This window comes from Ectothiorhodospira marina, assembly GCF_900109495.1.
In the GTDB taxonomy this organism is placed as follows: Bacteria; Pseudomonadota; Gammaproteobacteria; order Ectothiorhodospirales; family Ectothiorhodospiraceae; genus Ectothiorhodospira; species Ectothiorhodospira marina.
The window spans coordinates 50182-67155 of sequence record NZ_FOAA01000009.1 but is presented as its reverse complement, the minus strand read 5'-3'; the positions used below and the strand labels follow the sequence as shown (position 1 = coordinate 67155).

Below are 16974 nucleotides of genomic sequence, written 5' to 3'. Positions count from 1 at the left end.
ATTCTGGACTCAGTCTAAGAGATGATCGGCGCTATTGGAATAGCTTCATTGGCGACAGCCCCGGATGATGCTTCCGGAAATGCGTTTTGGCAATGAACTCGTGATAGTCTCACGCCTTCCATCATTGCTTCCAGAATACCCATGCCCCGACCCCGCGGTCCACGCAAGATCAGTTGCAGCCCCCACTCCATGTATTTCAAGCCAGCCGGTGTCCCCCTGCGGGAGCTGGAAGAGTCGGTACTGGAAATGGAGGAAGTGGAGGCCTTGAGGCTGGCCGATCTGGAGGGGCAGTATCAGGAAGAGGCCGCCCGTTCCATGGGCGTATCGCGAACCACGTTCTCGCGCATCCTCGACTCCGGCAGGCGCAAGGTGGCGGATGCCGTACTCAGGGGCAAGGCAATCCGCATCTCGAATGGGCTGCCCGAGCAGGACGCGCCGGAGCTCCCTTGCAAGGTGCTCGGGAGATGCCCCATGTGTGATCAGCCGTTGGAAACCACGGAGACGGGCTGAGGAAGGGCGATCGGAAGCGCCCGATTGCCTGGTTCAAATCAACCGTGGTGATGGTGGTGGTGGTGGTGGTGATGATGGGTATGGTGAGGATCCTCCTCCGCTTCGGGCAGGGTATCCCCCTGGAGCAGGGCCTGGGCTGCCTGTTGAGGGTCCGTGGCACTGGTGACATGCACCGTCACGCCCTGGCGTGCGAGCCGCTGCAGGAATCGAGGCCCCGCACTTTGGGTGATCAGGGCTGAGGGGCGGGCTTGAAACAAGGGATGTTCAGCGTCGAGCCCCTGATATTCGTGCAATGAAAGCTCCCGCGGCAGATCCAGTCGCCCGGTTTCCACCGCCTGACCCTCTGCATTCCCTTCAAAGATGAGAAACCGCCTGGATTTTCCGGCATGGCCGGTGATGGTGCGGAAATTCTGACTGCTGATGACGATGCGCATGGGATGGCCTGCTGTGATGTAATTGGCTGCATTATGAACATATGTGCTTTACCAGGGCAAGGGATGAGTCAACGCCAAGCCCCTGGCTGTGCCCGGCTCGGCAAAACCGAGCCGAGTCCAGGCTCATCCTGGTGTTCAGTGCTCGTTTTCCCAGCCAGTGATCATCGCCTTGATCTTCTCCAGCGGGGTATGGCCCACCGTGGCCAGGTAGACGTGAATGATCACGAAGGCCAGCATCAGGAAGGCTCCAAGGGTGTGCGCTACCGCCACCTGTTGTAATCCAAGAAAGCCCGGCGTAAGACCCTGCAGGCTGCCCCAGAATAGGTAGATCAGCCCGGAGATCCAGATCAGGGGATTGATCAGCAACTTGATGACCAGGTAAGCAAGCCGTTGTAACGGGTTGTGTTTGCGCTCCACCGTGATCTTGTAAGGGTGCTTGGCGCCGGTGAACATGCCGTAGCTGTAATAACGCACCATGCGGTCGATATTGCGCAGCGTGGGGATGTAGTGCTTCCACTGCCCGGTGGTGAAATGCCAGAAGATGGCGAAGATCCACAGCCCGATCAGCAGCCAGGCAGCGATCTCATGTACCTCCACCGCTGCTTGAAACTCCAGCAGACTGTGGCTGCCGTGGATCGCCAAGCCAGAAAACATCAGTATCAGCACCAATGCTGCCTGTGACCAGTGCCAGAAACGCTCAAAACGGGTGAAGAGATAGATCCGCTTAGTCATGGGTGGCCCCTTTTCTGCGCTTGCGGGTGATCAGGCGAGTACCGGCGTGAGCGGCTGACCCCAGCAGCATCAGTCCGGCCAGGCCAAATCCGATACGATCCACCCAGGGATTGCTATCGCGGCCGGGCAGCCAGATGCCAGGGACTTCATCGAGGCGACCACTGGGACGGTGGCAGTCGGCGCAGGCGAGGGCATCCTCCGCCGGTGCCACCATGTGAGTGATGGGCCAGGTCATGCGGGTGTCGACGAAGTCGAATTGGCCGCTGAAAGGTCGGTCGGTGGCGGCCATGCCGGCCTGGATGGCCTTGGCGAAGTCAAAGTTGAACCACAGGGATGTGTCGTTGGGGATGCCCACCTGCATGACCACCAGATTGCCGTTTTCCGTATCGTAGGGTTGGCGACCGCTGAAATTCTTCACGGGCCAGATGCGTGCGTCGGCCGAACCCGGTGTGCCGCGGAAGCGGTTGACATAGAACGTCTCACCCGGTGTCACCGTGGCGTCGGGCTGGATGTAATCCACGCTGCCGTCAAACCACTGGTAATCAGGTACCACATTCTCCTGGGGTTCAAAGCGGCCCTTGCGGCTGTCATACGTGAGGTGACCCTGATCGTTTTTCAGCTTGAAGGGATTGCCGTCGGCATCCAGCTGCGTGGCTTGCGACCAGTCCCAGGCCATTCGCGTGGGAACGCCACCACGGGCAAATGTCGGGATATGGCAGGTCTGGCAGGCCAGGGTATGGGCGTGATGGTTGAGACGTTCACTGTGCAGGAGGTCCCCGTCGTGAGGTTGCTCACCATGGCAGGCCTGACAGGACGCCGGGTTCCGATCGTCCTTGCGGCCCCGCATGATGGGCCCGTGGGCGTCACTGGCGGTCATGGACAAGCGGCTGCCGGGCACCTTGTGATCCCGGGTTTCGTGGCACTCGGCACAACTGAAGTTCAGCCCGTCGCTGGCCATGTGCACGTCCAGTGCTTCGCTGGGGTCCACCAGAGAAGAATCCAGGTCGCCGTGCTTCACGCCATCGCCGCCGCCCCCATAAAAGTGGCAACTGCCGCAGGCTTCACGACTGCTGACCCCCACGCTCCTGGCGGCGGCAACCAGGTCCGTGGGTTCATAGAAGTTGCCTGAATCGGGCGGGTACTCGGTGCGCTCGTAGGCCGGGTGGCCGGCCAGGCCAAAGGGTTTGACGTAGTCTTCCGCCGAATGACAGACAAGGCAGTCCACGTTGCGTTCGGCGGTGAAGTCGAAGCTGTCGTCCTCCCAGCCATAGCCGGCATGGCAGGCGGCGCAGAAGGCCTCGTTGGATTGATGACCGATGCAGAAGGCGTTGAGCATGGTCTTCTTGCCCAGTGGCTCGCCCTTGACCGGATCCTCGTATTCCCATGTCCAGTGCGGGGTTTGCATGAGTTGGGCGGCCGCCTCGGTGTGGCAACTCAGGCAGGCCTCGGTGACCTCCTGTCCCGTCTCGAAGGGCCCCTCCAGTTCTTCGAACTTGGTGTGATCGGCCGTCGAGGCCGACAAGGGGGATGTCACCACCCCCCCCAAAAAACCCAATGCAACGACCAGCAGCCGACATCGACGCCAAGCCGATGCCCTCGCAGGTGACGCATGCGTCAACCTCTCCGCGTGTCTCACCTTCCACCTCCCTTATTATATTTATTTACTTATATTCCAGGATTATGGTGATATGACCAGAATGGATCAAGGATTTTTTAGTGGTTGGCAACGGATGACCGGGAGGCCACGGGGAGAGTCTGAATCGTTGCCTGGGATGATCCCGGCGTGACGCCGTCCTCAGCGACTGGGATAATGTGGATCAACCCTACCCGATTGAACTCGGCCTGGACCAACCAAGGGATCACGCTTCATGTGCGGCATCTGCGGCGAACTGCATTTCAAGGGCACGCGGCCCGACCTGACCTCCATCCGGCGCATGCTGGATCGTCTGGACCGGCGCGGGCCGGATCATGAAGGCAGCTACTCCGATGGTCCTCTGGCCTTTGGGCATCGGCGACTGTCCATCCTGGACCTGTCAGAGCGCTCCAACCAGCCCATGGTGGACCCGGAACTGGGCCTGGCGGTGGTCTTCAACGGCACCCTGTATAACTTCCGGGAACTGCGTGCCGAACTGGCCGGCCGTTACCATTTCTTTTCCACTGGGGACACCGAGGTGATCCTCAAGGCCTACCATGCCTGGGGTGAAGACTGCGTCAAGCGCTTCCACGGCATGTTCGCCTTCGCGGTCTGGGATCTGCGCGAGCAGCGGTTGTTCATGGGGCGCGATCGGATGGGCATCAAGCCCCTGTATTACAGCCTGACCGATCGGTGCCTGCGCTTTGCTTCCAACATCCAGGCCCTGCTGGTGGCCGGGGATGTGGACACCGATTTTGACCCGGTGGCCCTGCATCACCACTTCACCCTGCATGCGGTGGTGCCGGCCCCGCGGACCCTGTTCAAGGGGGTGCGCAAGCTGCGTCCCGGCCACACCCTCACCGTGGAGCGCGATGGCGGCACCCGGCTGCAGCGTTACTGGACCCTGGAGGCCCGCCGCCCCGACACCCCGATGTCACCGGAAGAATGGACCCAGGCCATCCACGACAGTCTGCGCCGGGCGGTGAAAAAGCGGCTGGAGGTGGCGGATGTGCCGGTGGGCGTGCTGCTCTCCGGCGGACTGGACTCCAGCCTGTTGGTGGCGCTGCTGGCCGAGTCCGGCGTGCGCAACCTGCAGACCTTCACCGTGGGCTTTGAAGATCAGCCCGAGGAGAAGGGCAGCGAGTTCGAATTCTCCGATCCGGTGGCCGAGCGTTATGCCACCGTGCACCATCGCTTTCATGTGCCCAACGACCAGGTGCTGGGCCGCCTGCCCGAGGCCGTGGATCAGATGGCCGAGCCCATGGTGGGCCAGGATGCCGTGGCCTTCTACCTGCTTTCCGAACAGGTGTCCCAGCATGTGAAGGTGGTGCAGTCGGGGCAGGGGGCGGATGAGGTCTTCGCCGGCTATTTCTGGTACCCGCAGATGGTGACCGAGACGGAAGGATCACGGGTGGAGCGCTTTGCGCGGCATTATTTCGACCGGGATCACGACGAGTTCCAGCAGATGCTCTCCCCGGATCTGGTCAGCGAGGATCATACCCGTGCCCTCATTGAGGCGGCCCTGAACGAACCGGGGGCCGACACCCTGCTGGACGCGGTATTGCGCCTGGATGTGACCACCCTGGTGGTGGATGATCCTGTCAAGCGGGTGGACAACATGACCATGGCCTGGGGCCTGGAGGCCCGGGTGCCGTTCCTGGATCACGAACTGGTGGAACTGGCTGCGCGCATGCCGCCGGAACTCAAGCTGGCCGAGGGTGGCAAGGGAGTGCTCAAGCACATCTCGCGCGGGTTGTTGCCCGACTCGGTGATTGATCGTCCCAAAGGGTATTTCCCGTTGCCGGCACTGAAATACGTGCGTGGCCCGTTTCTGGACTTCATGCGTGACATCCTGGATTCCCAGGCCTGTCGGGAGCGGGGGTTGTATCAGCGGGATTACGTGCAGCGCTTGCTGGCCGAGCCGGAGAAGCATCTCACCCGCATCCAGGGCAGCAAGCTATGGCATCTGGCCCTACTGGAGTTCTGGCTACAGCGCCAGGGTGTGGGCTAGGGAGGCATGGTACTATACGGAATTAATCAGGTATGAGCCGGTCCCAATGAGACCGGTGTAACCGAACATCAACGCAAGACAATTCGAGGTGATGCAAGTGGACGCTCTTGACCGCATCCGTCAGCAGGTGGAAGAAAACCCGGTGATCATCTACATGAAGGGTACGCCGCAATTCCCCATGTGCGGTTTTTCCAACCGGGCGGTATCGGCGCTCAAGGAATGCGGCAAACCCTTTGCCTATGTGAATGTGCTGGCCGACCAGGATGTGATGCAGAGCTTACCCAGCTTTGCCAACTGGCCCACCTTCCCGCAGGTCTACGTGAAGGGCGAATTGATCGGGGGATGCGATATCACCCTGGAGATGTTCGAGTCGGGCGAGTTGCAGACCCTGGTGGCGGATGCGGCAGGCGAGTAGTCGCGGTTCAACTGACCACCACCTGATTGCCCCCGGCGGCACGGGCCGCTTCCAGGTTGGTGCCGGCCTGCTGCATGAGCTCGCGAATGGTCAGCAGCGGCTGATCATACTCATGGAAATGGGCGCCGATGGACACCCGAATGGGAACCTTGCCCTCTGAAGTGGTGATCCCGTCCTGAGACAGGCTTTGCAGTACACGCCCCAGCAGTTCCCGGTTGAACTGCTGGGGTGAGTGCACGTGCAGGAGCAGGGCGAAGGCCTCGCCCCCCATGCGGGCCACCAGGTCGGTGGGGCGCACGGATAGCCGCAGACGTTTGGCAAACCCCAGCAGCACCTCGTTTCCCAGGTCGTGACCATGCTGCTGGTGTGCCGGGTCGAAATGATCCAGGTCCACCAGTGCCAGGCACAGCCCCCCACCGCGCGCCTGGGTTTCCAGCACCAACACCTCCAGTCGCTGGTTCAGGGCCCGTTGATTGGCCAGGCCAGTGATGGGGTCGGTGGTGGAAAGGTTTTCCATGTGCTGATTGGCCGCCTGCAGCGCAGCAGAGGTTTCCAGCAGACGATTCTGCAGTGTCGCGATGCGCCCCGCCGCGAAAACACGCGCGGCCAACTGTACGTTGTGGATCGGCTTGGTGAGATAGTCGTCCACCCCTTGATGGAAGGCCTCCAGCATGGCCTCATCCCCCTCCTTGGCGGTGAACAGGATGATGGCCGTGTAGCGCTCTTCCTCTTCATCACGCGTGCGGATGGCCGCGGTCAGCTCCAGACCGTTCATCTCCGGCATGACCCAGTCCGCCAATACCACGTCGGCGCGGCGTTCAGTCAGCAGTGACAGGGCCTCGGGTGCGGACGCGGCAAGCCTCACGTCATCGTAGCCCACCCGTTCCAGGGTGTTCTTCAGTACCGTTCGACTGTATTGCATGTCATCGACAATGAGGATGGACAGCGCGGGGGGTGTTGAGGGGGTCATCTCAGCCGATTGGTTGGGGTGAAAAGTGTGATCTCCGTCTCTTTCTTATAAGCAAGCCATCAGGCCTTGTCCAGATTTTCCGTCCCCAGCGGTGTAACCTGGCCGTTCCAGCGGTTCATCACGTCACAAAAGATGTCGGCGGTCTTCTCGGCATCGTAGGTGGCCGAATGGGCCTCGGCATTGTCCCAGGCCAGGCCTGCCTTCTGTACCGCCCGGGCCAGCACCGTCTGACCGTAGGCCATGGCCGATAGGGTGACCGTATCCAGGTTGCTGAAGGGGTGAAAGGGATTGCGCTTGAGCTGGGTGCGCTCGGCGGTGGCGTTCACGAAGGCCAGATCGAAGCCGGCGTTGTGGCCCACCAGGATGGCTCGGGTGCAGTGATTGAGCTTGACCTCCTGCCGCACCTCGCGAAAGACCTCTCGCAGTGCCTCGTCCTCCGGGGTGGCGATGCGCAGGGGATGCCAGGGGTTGATGCCGGTGACCTCCAGGGATTTGGGATCCATGTGCGCTCCCTCAAAGGGCTGCACATGATGGGACAGGGTGCGGTGTCGATGCAGGTTGCCCTGCGCATCCATGCGCAGGATGACCGCGGCAATCTGCAGCAGCGCGTCGGTTTGAGGGTTGAATCCCCCGGTTTCCACGTCCACCACCACGGGTAGAAAGCCACGGAATCGGTTGCCCATGGGGCGAAAGTCAGCATCTTCGGTCATGACCATAGGGTATCAGGTCTCAAGGGGGCAGGGGGTTTCCCTCAGTCCACCAGCCGCCAGCTGACCTCGCCGCCTGCCCGCAGGGGCACCACCTGCTCCCCGCCGAAGGGATACGCCTGGGGTATTGTCCAGGGTTCGCGTTTGAGGGTGATGAAGTCTTCATTGACCGGCAGGCCATAAAAGGCCGGGCCGTTCAGACTGGCAAAGCCTTCCAGCTTGTCCAGCGCGCCGGCCTGTTCGAAGGCCTCTGCATAAAATTCGATGGCCGCCGGGGCGCTGAAGATGCCGGCACAGCCGCAGGCGCTCTCCTTGGCCCCCTGGGGATGCGGGGCGCTGTCGGTGCCCAGGAAGAAGCGAGGGTGCCCCTCGGTCAGGGCCTCCATGATCGCCACCCGGTGGGTTTCCCGCTTGAGTACGGGCAGGCAGAAATGATGCGGGCGCATCCCGCCTTGGAAGAGGGCGTTGCGGTTCATGAGGATGTGCTGTGGGGTGACCGTGGCGCCGACCCGCTCCGGTGCCTGACGCACGAATTCCACCGCCTGGGCCGTGGTGATGTGCTCCAGTACGATCTTCAATCCGGGGAACTGCTCCACCAGCGGGATCAAGGTGTTGTCGATGAACACCTGTTCGCGGTCGAAGATGTCCACCGAGGGGGCCGTGGCCTCCCCATGCACCAGCAGCGGCAGACCCAGATCCTGCATCGCCTGCAGGGTGGGGTAGGTATTGCGGATATCACTCACGCCTGCGTCGGAATGGGTGGTGGCCCCGGCCGGATAGAGTTTCACGCCCAGTATTCGGCCGCTATCCACTGCCTTGCGAATCTCTTCCGGCGAGGTGCTGTCGGTGAGATAGATTGTCATCAATGGGTTGAACGTTGAATCCCGCGGCAATGCCTCAAGAATACGTTGGCGATATTGCAGGGCCTGATCCACGCTCACCACCGGTGGCTTGAGATTCGGCATGATCACCGCGCGTGCAAACTGTTTTGCCGAATGTGGCACCGCATCACTCAGGACATGTCCGTCGCGAACATGTAAATGCCAGTCATCGGGGCGTCTGATGCGCAGTTCTTCGATTGTTGCCATTGTGTGATTTTCCTAAATTAAATAGGGAGTTGGCGTGTTGCAGTGAAGCATTTCACCACCGCGCCCACTTTCTTGACCTGCTGCGTCAAAAGTTCGAACATAGCGGGCAAGGCGGTAGCAACCAGCCTCACCAAAAAGATAACAATAATGTTTCAAAACCACCCCCGCGCTTGTGATGAACCACCCTCTCGTGTGGGGCGATGGCGAGTGTCTAAAGCCGGGCCTAACGGATGGAGAATACGTGATGAACGCGCAGACAATGCCGCAGGATCTGGACGCGCAGGAAACGCAGGAATGGTTGGACGCCCTGGAAGCCGTCATCCAGGCCGACGGCCCGGAACGCGCCCACTACCTGCTGGAAAGGTTGGTGGATCAGTCGCGACGTTCCGGTGCCTTCCTGCCTTATTCCGCCAATACGGCCTACGTCAATACCATTCCCCCGCATCTGGAACCGGAATATCCCGGCGATGCGGAGCTGGAACACCGCATCCGCTCGTACATCCGCTGGAACGCACTGCTGATGGTCGTCAAGGCCAATCGTATCAGTTCGGAACTGGGAGGGCATATTGCCAGCTTCGCCTCGGCGGCCACCTTGTACGATGTGGGATTCAATCATTTCTGGCGTGCCCCCAGCCACGAGCACGGTGGTGATCTGGTCTTCATTCAGGGGCACTCTGCGCCTGGCATCTACGCCCGGTCGTTCCTGGAGGGGCGGCTGAGTGAGCAGCAACTGGATGGTTTTCGCCAGGAGGTCGCGGGTAACGGGCTGCCGTCCTACCCTCATCCCTGGCTGATGCCGGACTACTGGCAGTTCCCGACGGTGAGCATGGGACTGGGGCCCATCACCAGCATCATGCAGGCCCGCTTCATGAAATACATGAACGACCGCGGGCTGGCCAGCAGTCAGGATCGCAAGGTCTGGTCCTTCCTGGGGGACGGCGAGACCGACGAGCCGGAAACCCTCGGGGCCATCAGCCTGGCAGCCCGGGAAAAGCTGGATAACCTCATCTTTGTGGTCAACTGCAATCTGCAGCGTCTGGATGGCCCGGTGCGTGGCAACGGCAAGATCGTGCAGGAACTGGAGGCCGTATTCCGTGGCGCTGGCTGGAACGTGATCAAGGTGCTGTGGGGCAGCTACTGGGATCCGCTGCTGGCCAAGGACACCAAGGGCCTGCTCAAGCAGCGCATGATGGAAGCCGTGGATGGTGACTATCAGAACTACAAGTCCAAGGATGGGGCCTATGTACGCGAGCACTTCTTTGGCAAGTATCCGGAGCTCAGGGCCATGGTGGCCAATATGTCCGACCCGGATGTGTGGCGCCTCAACCGGGGCGGTCACGACCCGTTCAAGGTGTACGCCGCCTACGCCTCGGCGGTGAATCACACCGGTCAGCCCACGGTGATCCTGGCCCAGACGGTGAAGGGTTACGGCATGGGGTCCGCTGGCGAGGGGCAGATGCGAGCCCACCAGCAGAAGAAGATGGGCATCGAGGAGATCCGCGCCTTCCGCGACCGCTTCAGCATCCCTGCCACGGATGATGACGTGGACAATCTGCGCTACCTCAAGCCGGCAGAGGAGGCGCCGGAGATGAAATACATGCGCCAGCGGCGCGAGGGCCTGGGAGGTCATCTGCCGGTGCGCAAGTCCACGGTGGCACCGCTGGAAATCCCGGATCTGTCCCTGTTCTCGGGCTCCCTGGAAGATTCTGGCGACCGGGAGTTGTCCACCACCATGGCGCTGGTGCGCATGCTCACCCAGCTCACCCGCGACAAGAAGGTGGGCCATCATGTGGTGCCTATCGTGCCTGACGAGGCACGCACCTTCGGCATGGAAGGTCTGTTCCGTCAGTTGGGTATCTATTCCTCCGTGGGCCAGCTCTACGAGCCCCAGGACAAGGAAGAGGTCATGTTTTACAAGGAGGCCAAGAAAGGACAGATCCTGGAAGAGGGCATCAACGAGGCGGGGGCCCTGTCGTCCTGGATTGCCGCCGCCACGGCCTACAGCGTGCATGGTGTCAGCATGATCCCCTTCTACATCTTCTACTCCATGTTCGGCTTCCAGCGGGTGGGCGATCTGATCTACGCCGCCGGGGACATGCAGGCCCGAGGGTTTCTCATCGGCGGGACTGCCGGGCGCACCACCCTCTCCGGGGAAGGCCTGCAGCACCAGGACGGCCACAGCCACATGATGGCCGCCAACGTGCCCAACTGCATCAGCTACGACCCCACGTTTGCCTATGAACTGGCGGTGATCCTGCACGATGGCATGCGGCGCATGTACTCGGATCAGGAGAATGTCTTTTATTACATCACCACCATGAACGAGAACTACCATCAGCCCACCATGCCCGAGGGCGCCGAGGAAGGCATCCGCAAGGGGCTTTATCGCTTGCGGACGGGAGATGCAGCCAAGGCCCGGGTGCAGCTCATGGGATCGGGCACCATCCTGAGGGAGGTGATCGCCGCAGCCGATCTGCTGCGTGAGGACTTTGGTGTGGAGTCGGATATCTGGAGTGCGCCCAGCTTCAACGAACTGGCCCGGGATGGCAGTGGTACCGACCGCTGGAACATGCTCAATCCCGAGAAGCCCCCGCGCCAGTGCTGGGTGTCCCGGTGTCTGGCGGATGCCCAGGGCCCGGTGGTGGCCTCCACGGATTATGTGAAGGGTTATGCCGATCAAATCCGCGCCTGGGTGCCCGGTCGCTATGTGACCCTGGGCACGGACGGGTTCGGCCGCAGCGACCTGCGCCAGCGGCTGCGGCACCATTTCGAGGTGGATCGTTACTACGTGGCCGTGGCCGCTCTCAAGGCCCTGGCGGATGAGAGAACGCTGCCGGTGGAAACGGTCGTCGAGGCGATCCGCAAATACGAGATCGACGTGGACAAGGTCAATCCCTTGCACGCCTGAGGCCCCGACCGTGGCCAACCTCAATTTCAGACAGGAGTTGCGTGATGGGCAACGTGGTTGAAGTGAAGGTCCCGGATATTGGGGACTTCAAGGATGTGGAAATCATCGAAGTGCTGGTGTCCGAGGGAGATCGGGTGGAGGCAGAGGATCCCCTCATCACCCTGGAGTCGGATAAGGCGTCCATGGATATCCCCTCGCCCCAGGGCGGCACTGTGAAGGGGGTGAAGCTCAAGGCCGGGGAGCGGGTGTCCCAGGGCACCTCGATCCTGGATCTGGAGGTGGAGGACGCTTCCGTGAACGGGGATGCTGATGCCGCTTCCGGGGCGGCTGAAGAGGCCGGTAAAGGCTCTGGCGATGACGGTGGCAAGGCCTCAGGGCAGGGCGACACAGCGGAATCGGCAAAGCCGGATGACGCACCGCGCCGTGGTGAGCAGGCATCACCGCCATCGGCTGCTCCCGCATCCGCGCCACGTCAGTCGCCCACCGCCGGCATGGTGAATGAAGAGGGCTTCCGCAAGGCCCATGCCTCGCCGGCGGTGCGTCGTTTTGCCCGGGAGCTGGGCGTGGACCTGGGGCGCGTGGAGGGTTCGGGGCGCAAGGGGCGCATCCTCAAGGAGGATGTGCAGGGCTTCGTCAAGCGCTCCCTGGCCCAGGGAGCCTCTGGCGGACTGGGCGTGGCACCGGCGCCCGAGGTGGACTTCTCCCGCTTTGGCCAGGTGGAAACCCAGGCCCTCACCAAGATCAACCGCCTCACGGGGGAGTTCCTGCATCGCAACTGGGTGACCATCCCCCATGTCACCCAGTTTGACGAGGCGGATATCACCGAACTGGATGGCTTTCGCCGCTCCCTGGTGGATGAATACAAGGACAAGGGGGTGAAGATCACCTTCCTGGTCTTCCTGATGAAGGCGGTGGTCTCGGCCCTGAAGGAGTTCCCCCGGGTGAATGCCTCCCTGGATGCCACCGGCGAGAACCTGATCATCAAGAAGTACTACCACCTGGGCATCGCCGTGGACACCCCCGATGGCCTGGTGGTGCCGGTGGTCCGCGATGTGGATCGCAAGAGCCTGGTGGAGCTGGCCCGGGAACTGGCCGAGATCTCCGAGAAGGCCCGCAAGCGCCGCCTGAAGAGCCAGGACATGGAGGGCGGCTGCCTCACCATCACCAGCCTGGGCGGCATAGGTGGCACCCATTTCACCCCCATCGTCAATGCACCGGAGGTGGCCATCCTGGGCGTCTCCAAGGCCCGGATGCAGCCGGTGTGGGATGGCGAGGCGTTCAACCCCCGGCTGGTATTGCCCTTGTCGTTGTCCTACGATCATCGCGTCATCGACGGGGCCCTGGGGGCCCGGTTCACCAGTTACCTGAGCGGCCTGCTGTCCGACATGCGGCGGATGCTGCTGTAGACGAGGAAGAGATCCATGGCAAAGGTGGTTACGATCCCGGTTCCCGATATCGGCGAGTTCAATGAGGTGGAGATCATCGAGGTCCTGGTTCAGCCAGGTGACCGTGTGGATGTGGAGGACTCCCTGATCACCCTGGAATCCGACAAGGCCTCCATGGACATCCCATCGCCCCACGCAGGCACCGTGAAGAAGGTCCTGCTCAAGGCCGGCGAAAAGGTGTCCAAGGGGAGCGATATCCTGGAACTGGAGATGGCAGGCGAGGGGGCCGAGGGCGACTCGTCGCAGTCCTCCCCGAAGGATAAGGAAAAGGACAAGGGCGAGGCCCCCAAGAAAGACTCCGGGCAGGATGAGGCCAAGGCCGGCAAGTCGGCGCCCAAGCCCGCCAGCCACAATGGCGATGTGGATCAGCGCTGCCAGTTGCTGGTGCTGGGCTCCGGTCCCGGCGGCTACACCGCCGCCTTCCGTGCCGCCGACCTGGGCATGGAGGTGATCATGGTGGAGCGTTACCCGGTGATCGGCGGTGTCTGCCTGAACGTGGGCTGCATCCCCTCCAAGGCCCTGCTGCACGCCGCCCAGGTGGTGGAGGAGGCAGAGGACTTCGAGCGCCATGGCATCAGCTTTGGCAAGCCGGAGATCGATCTGAAGAAACTGGCTGGCTACAAGGATGGCGTGGTGAACAAGCTCACCATGGGCCTCAAGCACCTGGCCAAGCAGCGCAAGGTCACCGTGGTGCAGGGGGTGGGGCGTTTCACCTCCCCCAACACCCTGGCGGTTTCCAGCGACGACGGTGAACAGGTGATCGGGTTCGAGCAGGCCATCGTGGCTGTTGGCTCCCGTCCCGTACATCTGCCCAGCTTCCCCTGGGATGACGAGCGGGTGATGGACTCCACCGGGGCCCTGGAGCTGCGCGATATCCCCGGGCGCCTGCTGGTGGTGGGCGGCGGTATCATCGGCCTGGAGATGGCCTGTGTGTACGATGCGCTAGGGTCCAAGGTCACCGTGTGCGAACTGTCCAGCGACCTGATGCCAGGGGCTGACCGGGATCTGGTCAAGCCCCTGGAGAAACGCATCAAGGGGCGTTACGAGAACATCTTCACCGGCACCAAGGTCACCGCGGCCGAGGCCACTGATGACGGCATCCGCGTCTCCTTCGAAGGGGGCAAGGCCCCGGATCAGGACACCTTCGACCGGGTGCTGGTGGCCGTGGGACGCCTGCCCAATGGCGGGGGGATCGAGGCCGAGGCCGCGGGGCTTGAAGTGGATGAACACGGCTTCATCAAGGTGGACAAGCAGATGCGCACGAATGTGTCGCATATCTTTGCCATTGGTGATGTGGTGGGCGGCCCCATGCTGGCCCACAAGGCCACCCATGAGGGCAAGGTGGCCGCCGAGGTGGCATCGGGTGAAAAGTCCCATTTCGATGCCCGCGCCATCCCCAGTGTGGCCTACACGCACCCGGAGGTGGCCTGGATGGGGCTCACCGAGACCGAGGCCAAGAAACAGGGTATCGAATACACCAAGGGTGTCTTCCCCTGGGCGGCCAGCGGGCGTGCCATCAGCGTGGGCGGCGACAGCGGGTTGACGAAACTGTTGCTGGATGAGCACGACCGCGTGATCGGCGCCGGCATTGTCGGCCCCAACGCCGGCGAGCTGATTGCCGAGGCCACCCTGGCCCTGGAGATGGGTGCCGATGTGGAGGACCTGGGCCTGACGGTGCATCCGCATCCCACGTTGTCGGAGACGGTGGGTTTCGCCGCCGAGGTGGCTCATGGTTCGATCACGGATATCCTGCCGCCGAAGAAAAAGTAGTTCCTCTCTTCGCCCTCGCCGGATGATTCAATCTTTCCCGCGCCTGGCCGATAATCCTTCCCATGAACCTCCGCGTCCTCGCCCTGCTGCTGATTCTCGCCCCCACCAGTCTGGGGGCGGTGGAATATGCCTCCCGACTGGCCGAGGCCCGTTGGACCGTCTCCACCGGGGATACCCTGTGCGAACTCGCCCAGGAGATACCTCGCTACGGCACGGTCCGCTTCCAGGCCCGCCCCGGTCAGCCGCTGCAGTTCACTGTGGAGATCCGCACGCCGTTGCCGGGGCCGGACGTGGGCCATATCTCCCTGAGGCCGCCCCAGTGGCGCCACGACCTGAGCCCCCAGGCGCTGGAAGCGGTCTCCCTGGCTGCTTCCGACATCCTGCTGATGTTGCAACGGGATCGGGCACTGGAACTGTACTATGCACTGGAAGCCGGTCACGAGGTCATCCTCACCCATCCGGATGCAGGGCGGGGTGCCGACAACGTGCGGGTGGTCATCTCTCCGGTGCGGTTTCGGGAGGTGCTGGCGGATTTTCGGGCGTGCCAGGGCGATCGGATTTATCTGGATTTCGTGAGCCTGCGGGAATGGCGAGTCCACTTCGACTTTGATGAGAGCAAGATCCGTGAGGAGGATCAGTCCACGTTGGATCAAGTGGTGCGCCACCTGACGACCCAGCCCGATACCCGGGTGGTGGTGGGTGGGCACGCGGACGAGCAGGGCAGTCCCCAATACAACGAAGCCCTGTCTTTGCGTCGCGCCCAGGCCGTGCAGCGCCTGCTGCGACAGGAGGGTGTCGCTGCCGATCGCATCGAGACCCGAGCCTTTGGCGAGACCTGGCCGCTGGAGCCGGCTTCAAGCGAAGCCGCCTGGGCGTTGAACCGGCGCGTCGATATCTGGTTGACCCGGTAGCGTCGCACCACCCTCACCCCATTTCCTCTCCCGCCAGCGGGAGAGGGGCTCTGCGTTTTCCAACCCTCAGCCCTGCCCTGCAGGTGGATTCTCCCGCCAGGGGAGAAGGGCTTTGATGCAAGCCCGTGGCCACGGCATGCCCTCACTTAGTATACTCACCCGCTTGATCCATCGTTGTCTGTTGCAGGGGTTGCCATACATGGCCAGTGAAGTGAAAAAGGTCGTACTCGCCTATTCCGGCGGGCTGGATACGTCGGTCATCCTCAAGTGGCTGGAGGATACCTATGGCTGTGAGGTGGTGACGTTTACCGCCGATATCGGTCAGGGCGAGGAAGTGGAGCCCGCCCGCGCCAAGGCCCAGGCCCTGGGGGTGAAGGAGATCTATATCGAGGACCTGCGCGAGGAATTCGTGCGGGACTTCGTCTTCCCCATGTTCCGCGCCAACGCCGTGTATGAAGGCGAGTACCTGCTGGGCACTTCCATTGCCCGACCCCTGATTGCCAAGCGCCTGGTGGAAATCGCCAACGAGACCGGCGCCGATGCGGTCTCCCATGGCGCCACCGGCAAGGGCAATGACCAGGTGCGTTTTGAACTGGGGGCCTATGCCCTGAAGCCGGGCATCCACGTGATCGCCCCCTGGCGGGAATGGGATCTCACCTCCCGGGAAAAGCTCCTGGCCTATGCCGAGAAGCACAACATTCCCGTGGAGATGAAGCGTGGCAAGAAGTCCCCGTACTCCATGGATGCCAACCTGCTGCACATCTCCTACGAGGGCAATCAGCTGGAAGATCCCTGGTTCGAGGCCGAAGAGGACATGTGGCGCTGGTCGGTCTCCCCCGAGGCCGCCCCGGACAAGGCCGAGTATGTGGAGATCACTTTCGAACAGGGCGACCCGGTGGCCATCAATGGCGAGGCCATGAGCCCGGCCACCCTGCTGGATCACCTGAACCGCCTGGGCGGCGCCCACGGCGTGGGTCGCCTGGACCTGGTGGAAAACCGCTACGTGGGCATGAAGTCCCGGGGTTGCTACGAAACCCCCGGCGGGTCCATCCTGCTCAAGGCCCATCGCGCCATCGAATCCCTCACCCTGGACCGCGAGGCGGCCCACCTGAAGGACGAGATCATGCCCCGGTATGCCAGCCTCATCTATAACGGCTACTGGTGGAGCCCCGAACGGCGCATGATGCAGTCCCTGATTGATGCCTCGCAGACGCATGTGAACGGAATCGTCCGCATCAAACTCTACAAGGGCAATGTCATCATCGCCGGGCGCCAATCCGCAACCGACAGTCTGTTCGACACCCATATCGCCACATTCGAGGACGATGCCGGGGCCTACGACCAGAAGGATGCCGAGGGCTTCATCAAGCTCAATGCCCTGCGCATGCGCATCGCCGCCCAGCGGGGGCGTTGAACGACCAGGGCGACAGACGACTTCCC

At 62.3% G+C, this 16974-nt stretch carries 14 protein-coding genes; 8 read left to right on the top strand and 6 right to left on the bottom strand.

Annotation, left to right across the window (positions count from 1 at the left end):
* The first annotated feature begins 141 nt into the window (after positions 1-141).
* Positions 142-510 carry a DUF134 domain-containing protein gene (locus BMY52_RS09075; RefSeq protein WP_090253629.1) on the top strand — a complete coding sequence of 123 codons (369 nt, stop codon included), beginning with the start codon at positions 142-144 and terminating at the stop codon, positions 508-510.
* A 38-nt stretch (positions 511-548) separates the two neighbouring features.
* Here the strand turns inward: BMY52_RS09075 and BMY52_RS09070 are convergent, their stop codons facing one another.
* The 3 genes from BMY52_RS09070 to BMY52_RS09060 all read right to left on the bottom strand — a co-directional run bounded on the left by BMY52_RS09070 (position 549) and on the right by BMY52_RS09060 (position 3198).
* A complete protein-coding gene (locus tag BMY52_RS09070) occupies positions 549-944 on the bottom strand; it encodes a NifB/NifX family molybdenum-iron cluster-binding protein (RefSeq protein WP_090253627.1) in 396 nt (131 codons plus the stop codon).
* Positions 945-1079: 135 nt separating this feature from the next.
* Positions 1080-1676 carry a cytochrome b/b6 domain-containing protein gene (locus BMY52_RS09065; RefSeq protein WP_090253624.1) on the bottom strand — a complete coding sequence of 199 codons (597 nt, stop codon included), beginning with the start codon at positions 1674-1676 and terminating at the stop codon, positions 1080-1082.
* Complete coding sequence (locus BMY52_RS09060; RefSeq protein ID WP_245740749.1) at positions 1669-3198, bottom strand: tetrathionate reductase family octaheme c-type cytochrome; 1530 nt, start codon at positions 3196-3198, stop codon at positions 1669-1671. Before BMY52_RS09060 ends, BMY52_RS09065 begins: the two co-directional genes overlap by 8 nt.
* Before the next feature lie 346 nt (positions 3199-3544).
* Here BMY52_RS09060 and BMY52_RS09055 point away from each other — a divergent pair, with 346 nt between their 5' ends.
* Together BMY52_RS09055 and grxD are read left to right on the top strand one after the other, a co-directional pair.
* The gene (locus BMY52_RS09055) at positions 3545-5320 is read left to right on the top strand and encodes an N-acetylglutaminylglutamine amidotransferase (protein WP_090253623.1); all 1776 of its coding nucleotides are present in this window, start codon (positions 3545-3547) and stop codon (positions 5318-5320) included.
* A 97-nt stretch (positions 5321-5417) separates the two neighbouring features.
* On the top strand, positions 5418-5735 hold the full coding sequence (grxD, locus tag BMY52_RS09050) for a Grx4 family monothiol glutaredoxin (protein WP_090253752.1): 318 nt from the start codon (positions 5418-5420) through the stop codon (positions 5733-5735).
* Between the two features lie 7 nt (positions 5736-5742).
* On the opposite strand, the gene BMY52_RS09045 is transcribed toward grxD, so the two are convergent.
* From BMY52_RS09045 to pyrC, 3 genes are read right to left on the bottom strand one after another with little or no spacing between them, the layout of a single operon-like run.
* Positions 5743-6705, bottom strand: coding sequence for a diguanylate cyclase domain-containing protein (locus BMY52_RS09045; protein ID WP_090253621.1), 963 nt, complete (start codon positions 6703-6705; stop codon positions 5743-5745).
* 59 nt (positions 6706-6764) lie between these two features.
* The gene (rnt, locus tag BMY52_RS09040; protein WP_090253750.1) at positions 6765-7415 is read right to left on the bottom strand and encodes a ribonuclease T; all 651 of its coding nucleotides are present in this window, start codon (positions 7413-7415) and stop codon (positions 6765-6767) included.
* A gap of 41 nt (positions 7416-7456) precedes the next feature.
* The gene (gene pyrC, locus BMY52_RS09035; RefSeq protein ID WP_090253748.1) at positions 7457-8491 is read right to left on the bottom strand and encodes a dihydroorotase; all 1035 of its coding nucleotides are present in this window, start codon (positions 8489-8491) and stop codon (positions 7457-7459) included.
* Between the two features lie 253 nt (positions 8492-8744).
* Between pyrC and aceE the strand changes: the two genes are divergently transcribed.
* From aceE to BMY52_RS09010, 5 genes are all read left to right on the top strand, one after another.
* Positions 8745-11408 (top strand): pyruvate dehydrogenase (acetyl-transferring), homodimeric type, encoded by a 2664-nt coding sequence (aceE, locus tag BMY52_RS09030; RefSeq protein ID WP_090253620.1) that lies wholly within the window; start codon positions 8745-8747, stop codon positions 11406-11408.
* 44 nt (positions 11409-11452) lie between these two features.
* Complete coding sequence (locus tag BMY52_RS09025) at positions 11453-12814, top strand: dihydrolipoyllysine-residue acetyltransferase (protein ID WP_090253618.1); 1362 nt, start codon at positions 11453-11455, stop codon at positions 12812-12814.
* Positions 12815-12829: 15 nt separating this feature from the next.
* Positions 12830-14623, top strand: coding sequence for a dihydrolipoyl dehydrogenase (gene lpdA / locus BMY52_RS09020; RefSeq protein ID WP_090253616.1), 1794 nt, complete (start codon positions 12830-12832; stop codon positions 14621-14623).
* 62 nt (positions 14624-14685) lie between these two features.
* Positions 14686-15534 (top strand): OmpA family protein, encoded by an 849-nt coding sequence (locus BMY52_RS09015; RefSeq protein ID WP_090253614.1) that lies wholly within the window; start codon positions 14686-14688, stop codon positions 15532-15534.
* A gap of 199 nt (positions 15535-15733) precedes the next feature.
* Entirely contained in the window at positions 15734-16948 is a 1215-nt protein-coding gene (locus tag BMY52_RS09010) for an argininosuccinate synthase (protein WP_090253612.1), read from the top strand.
* Positions 16949-16974 lie beyond the last annotated feature (26 nt).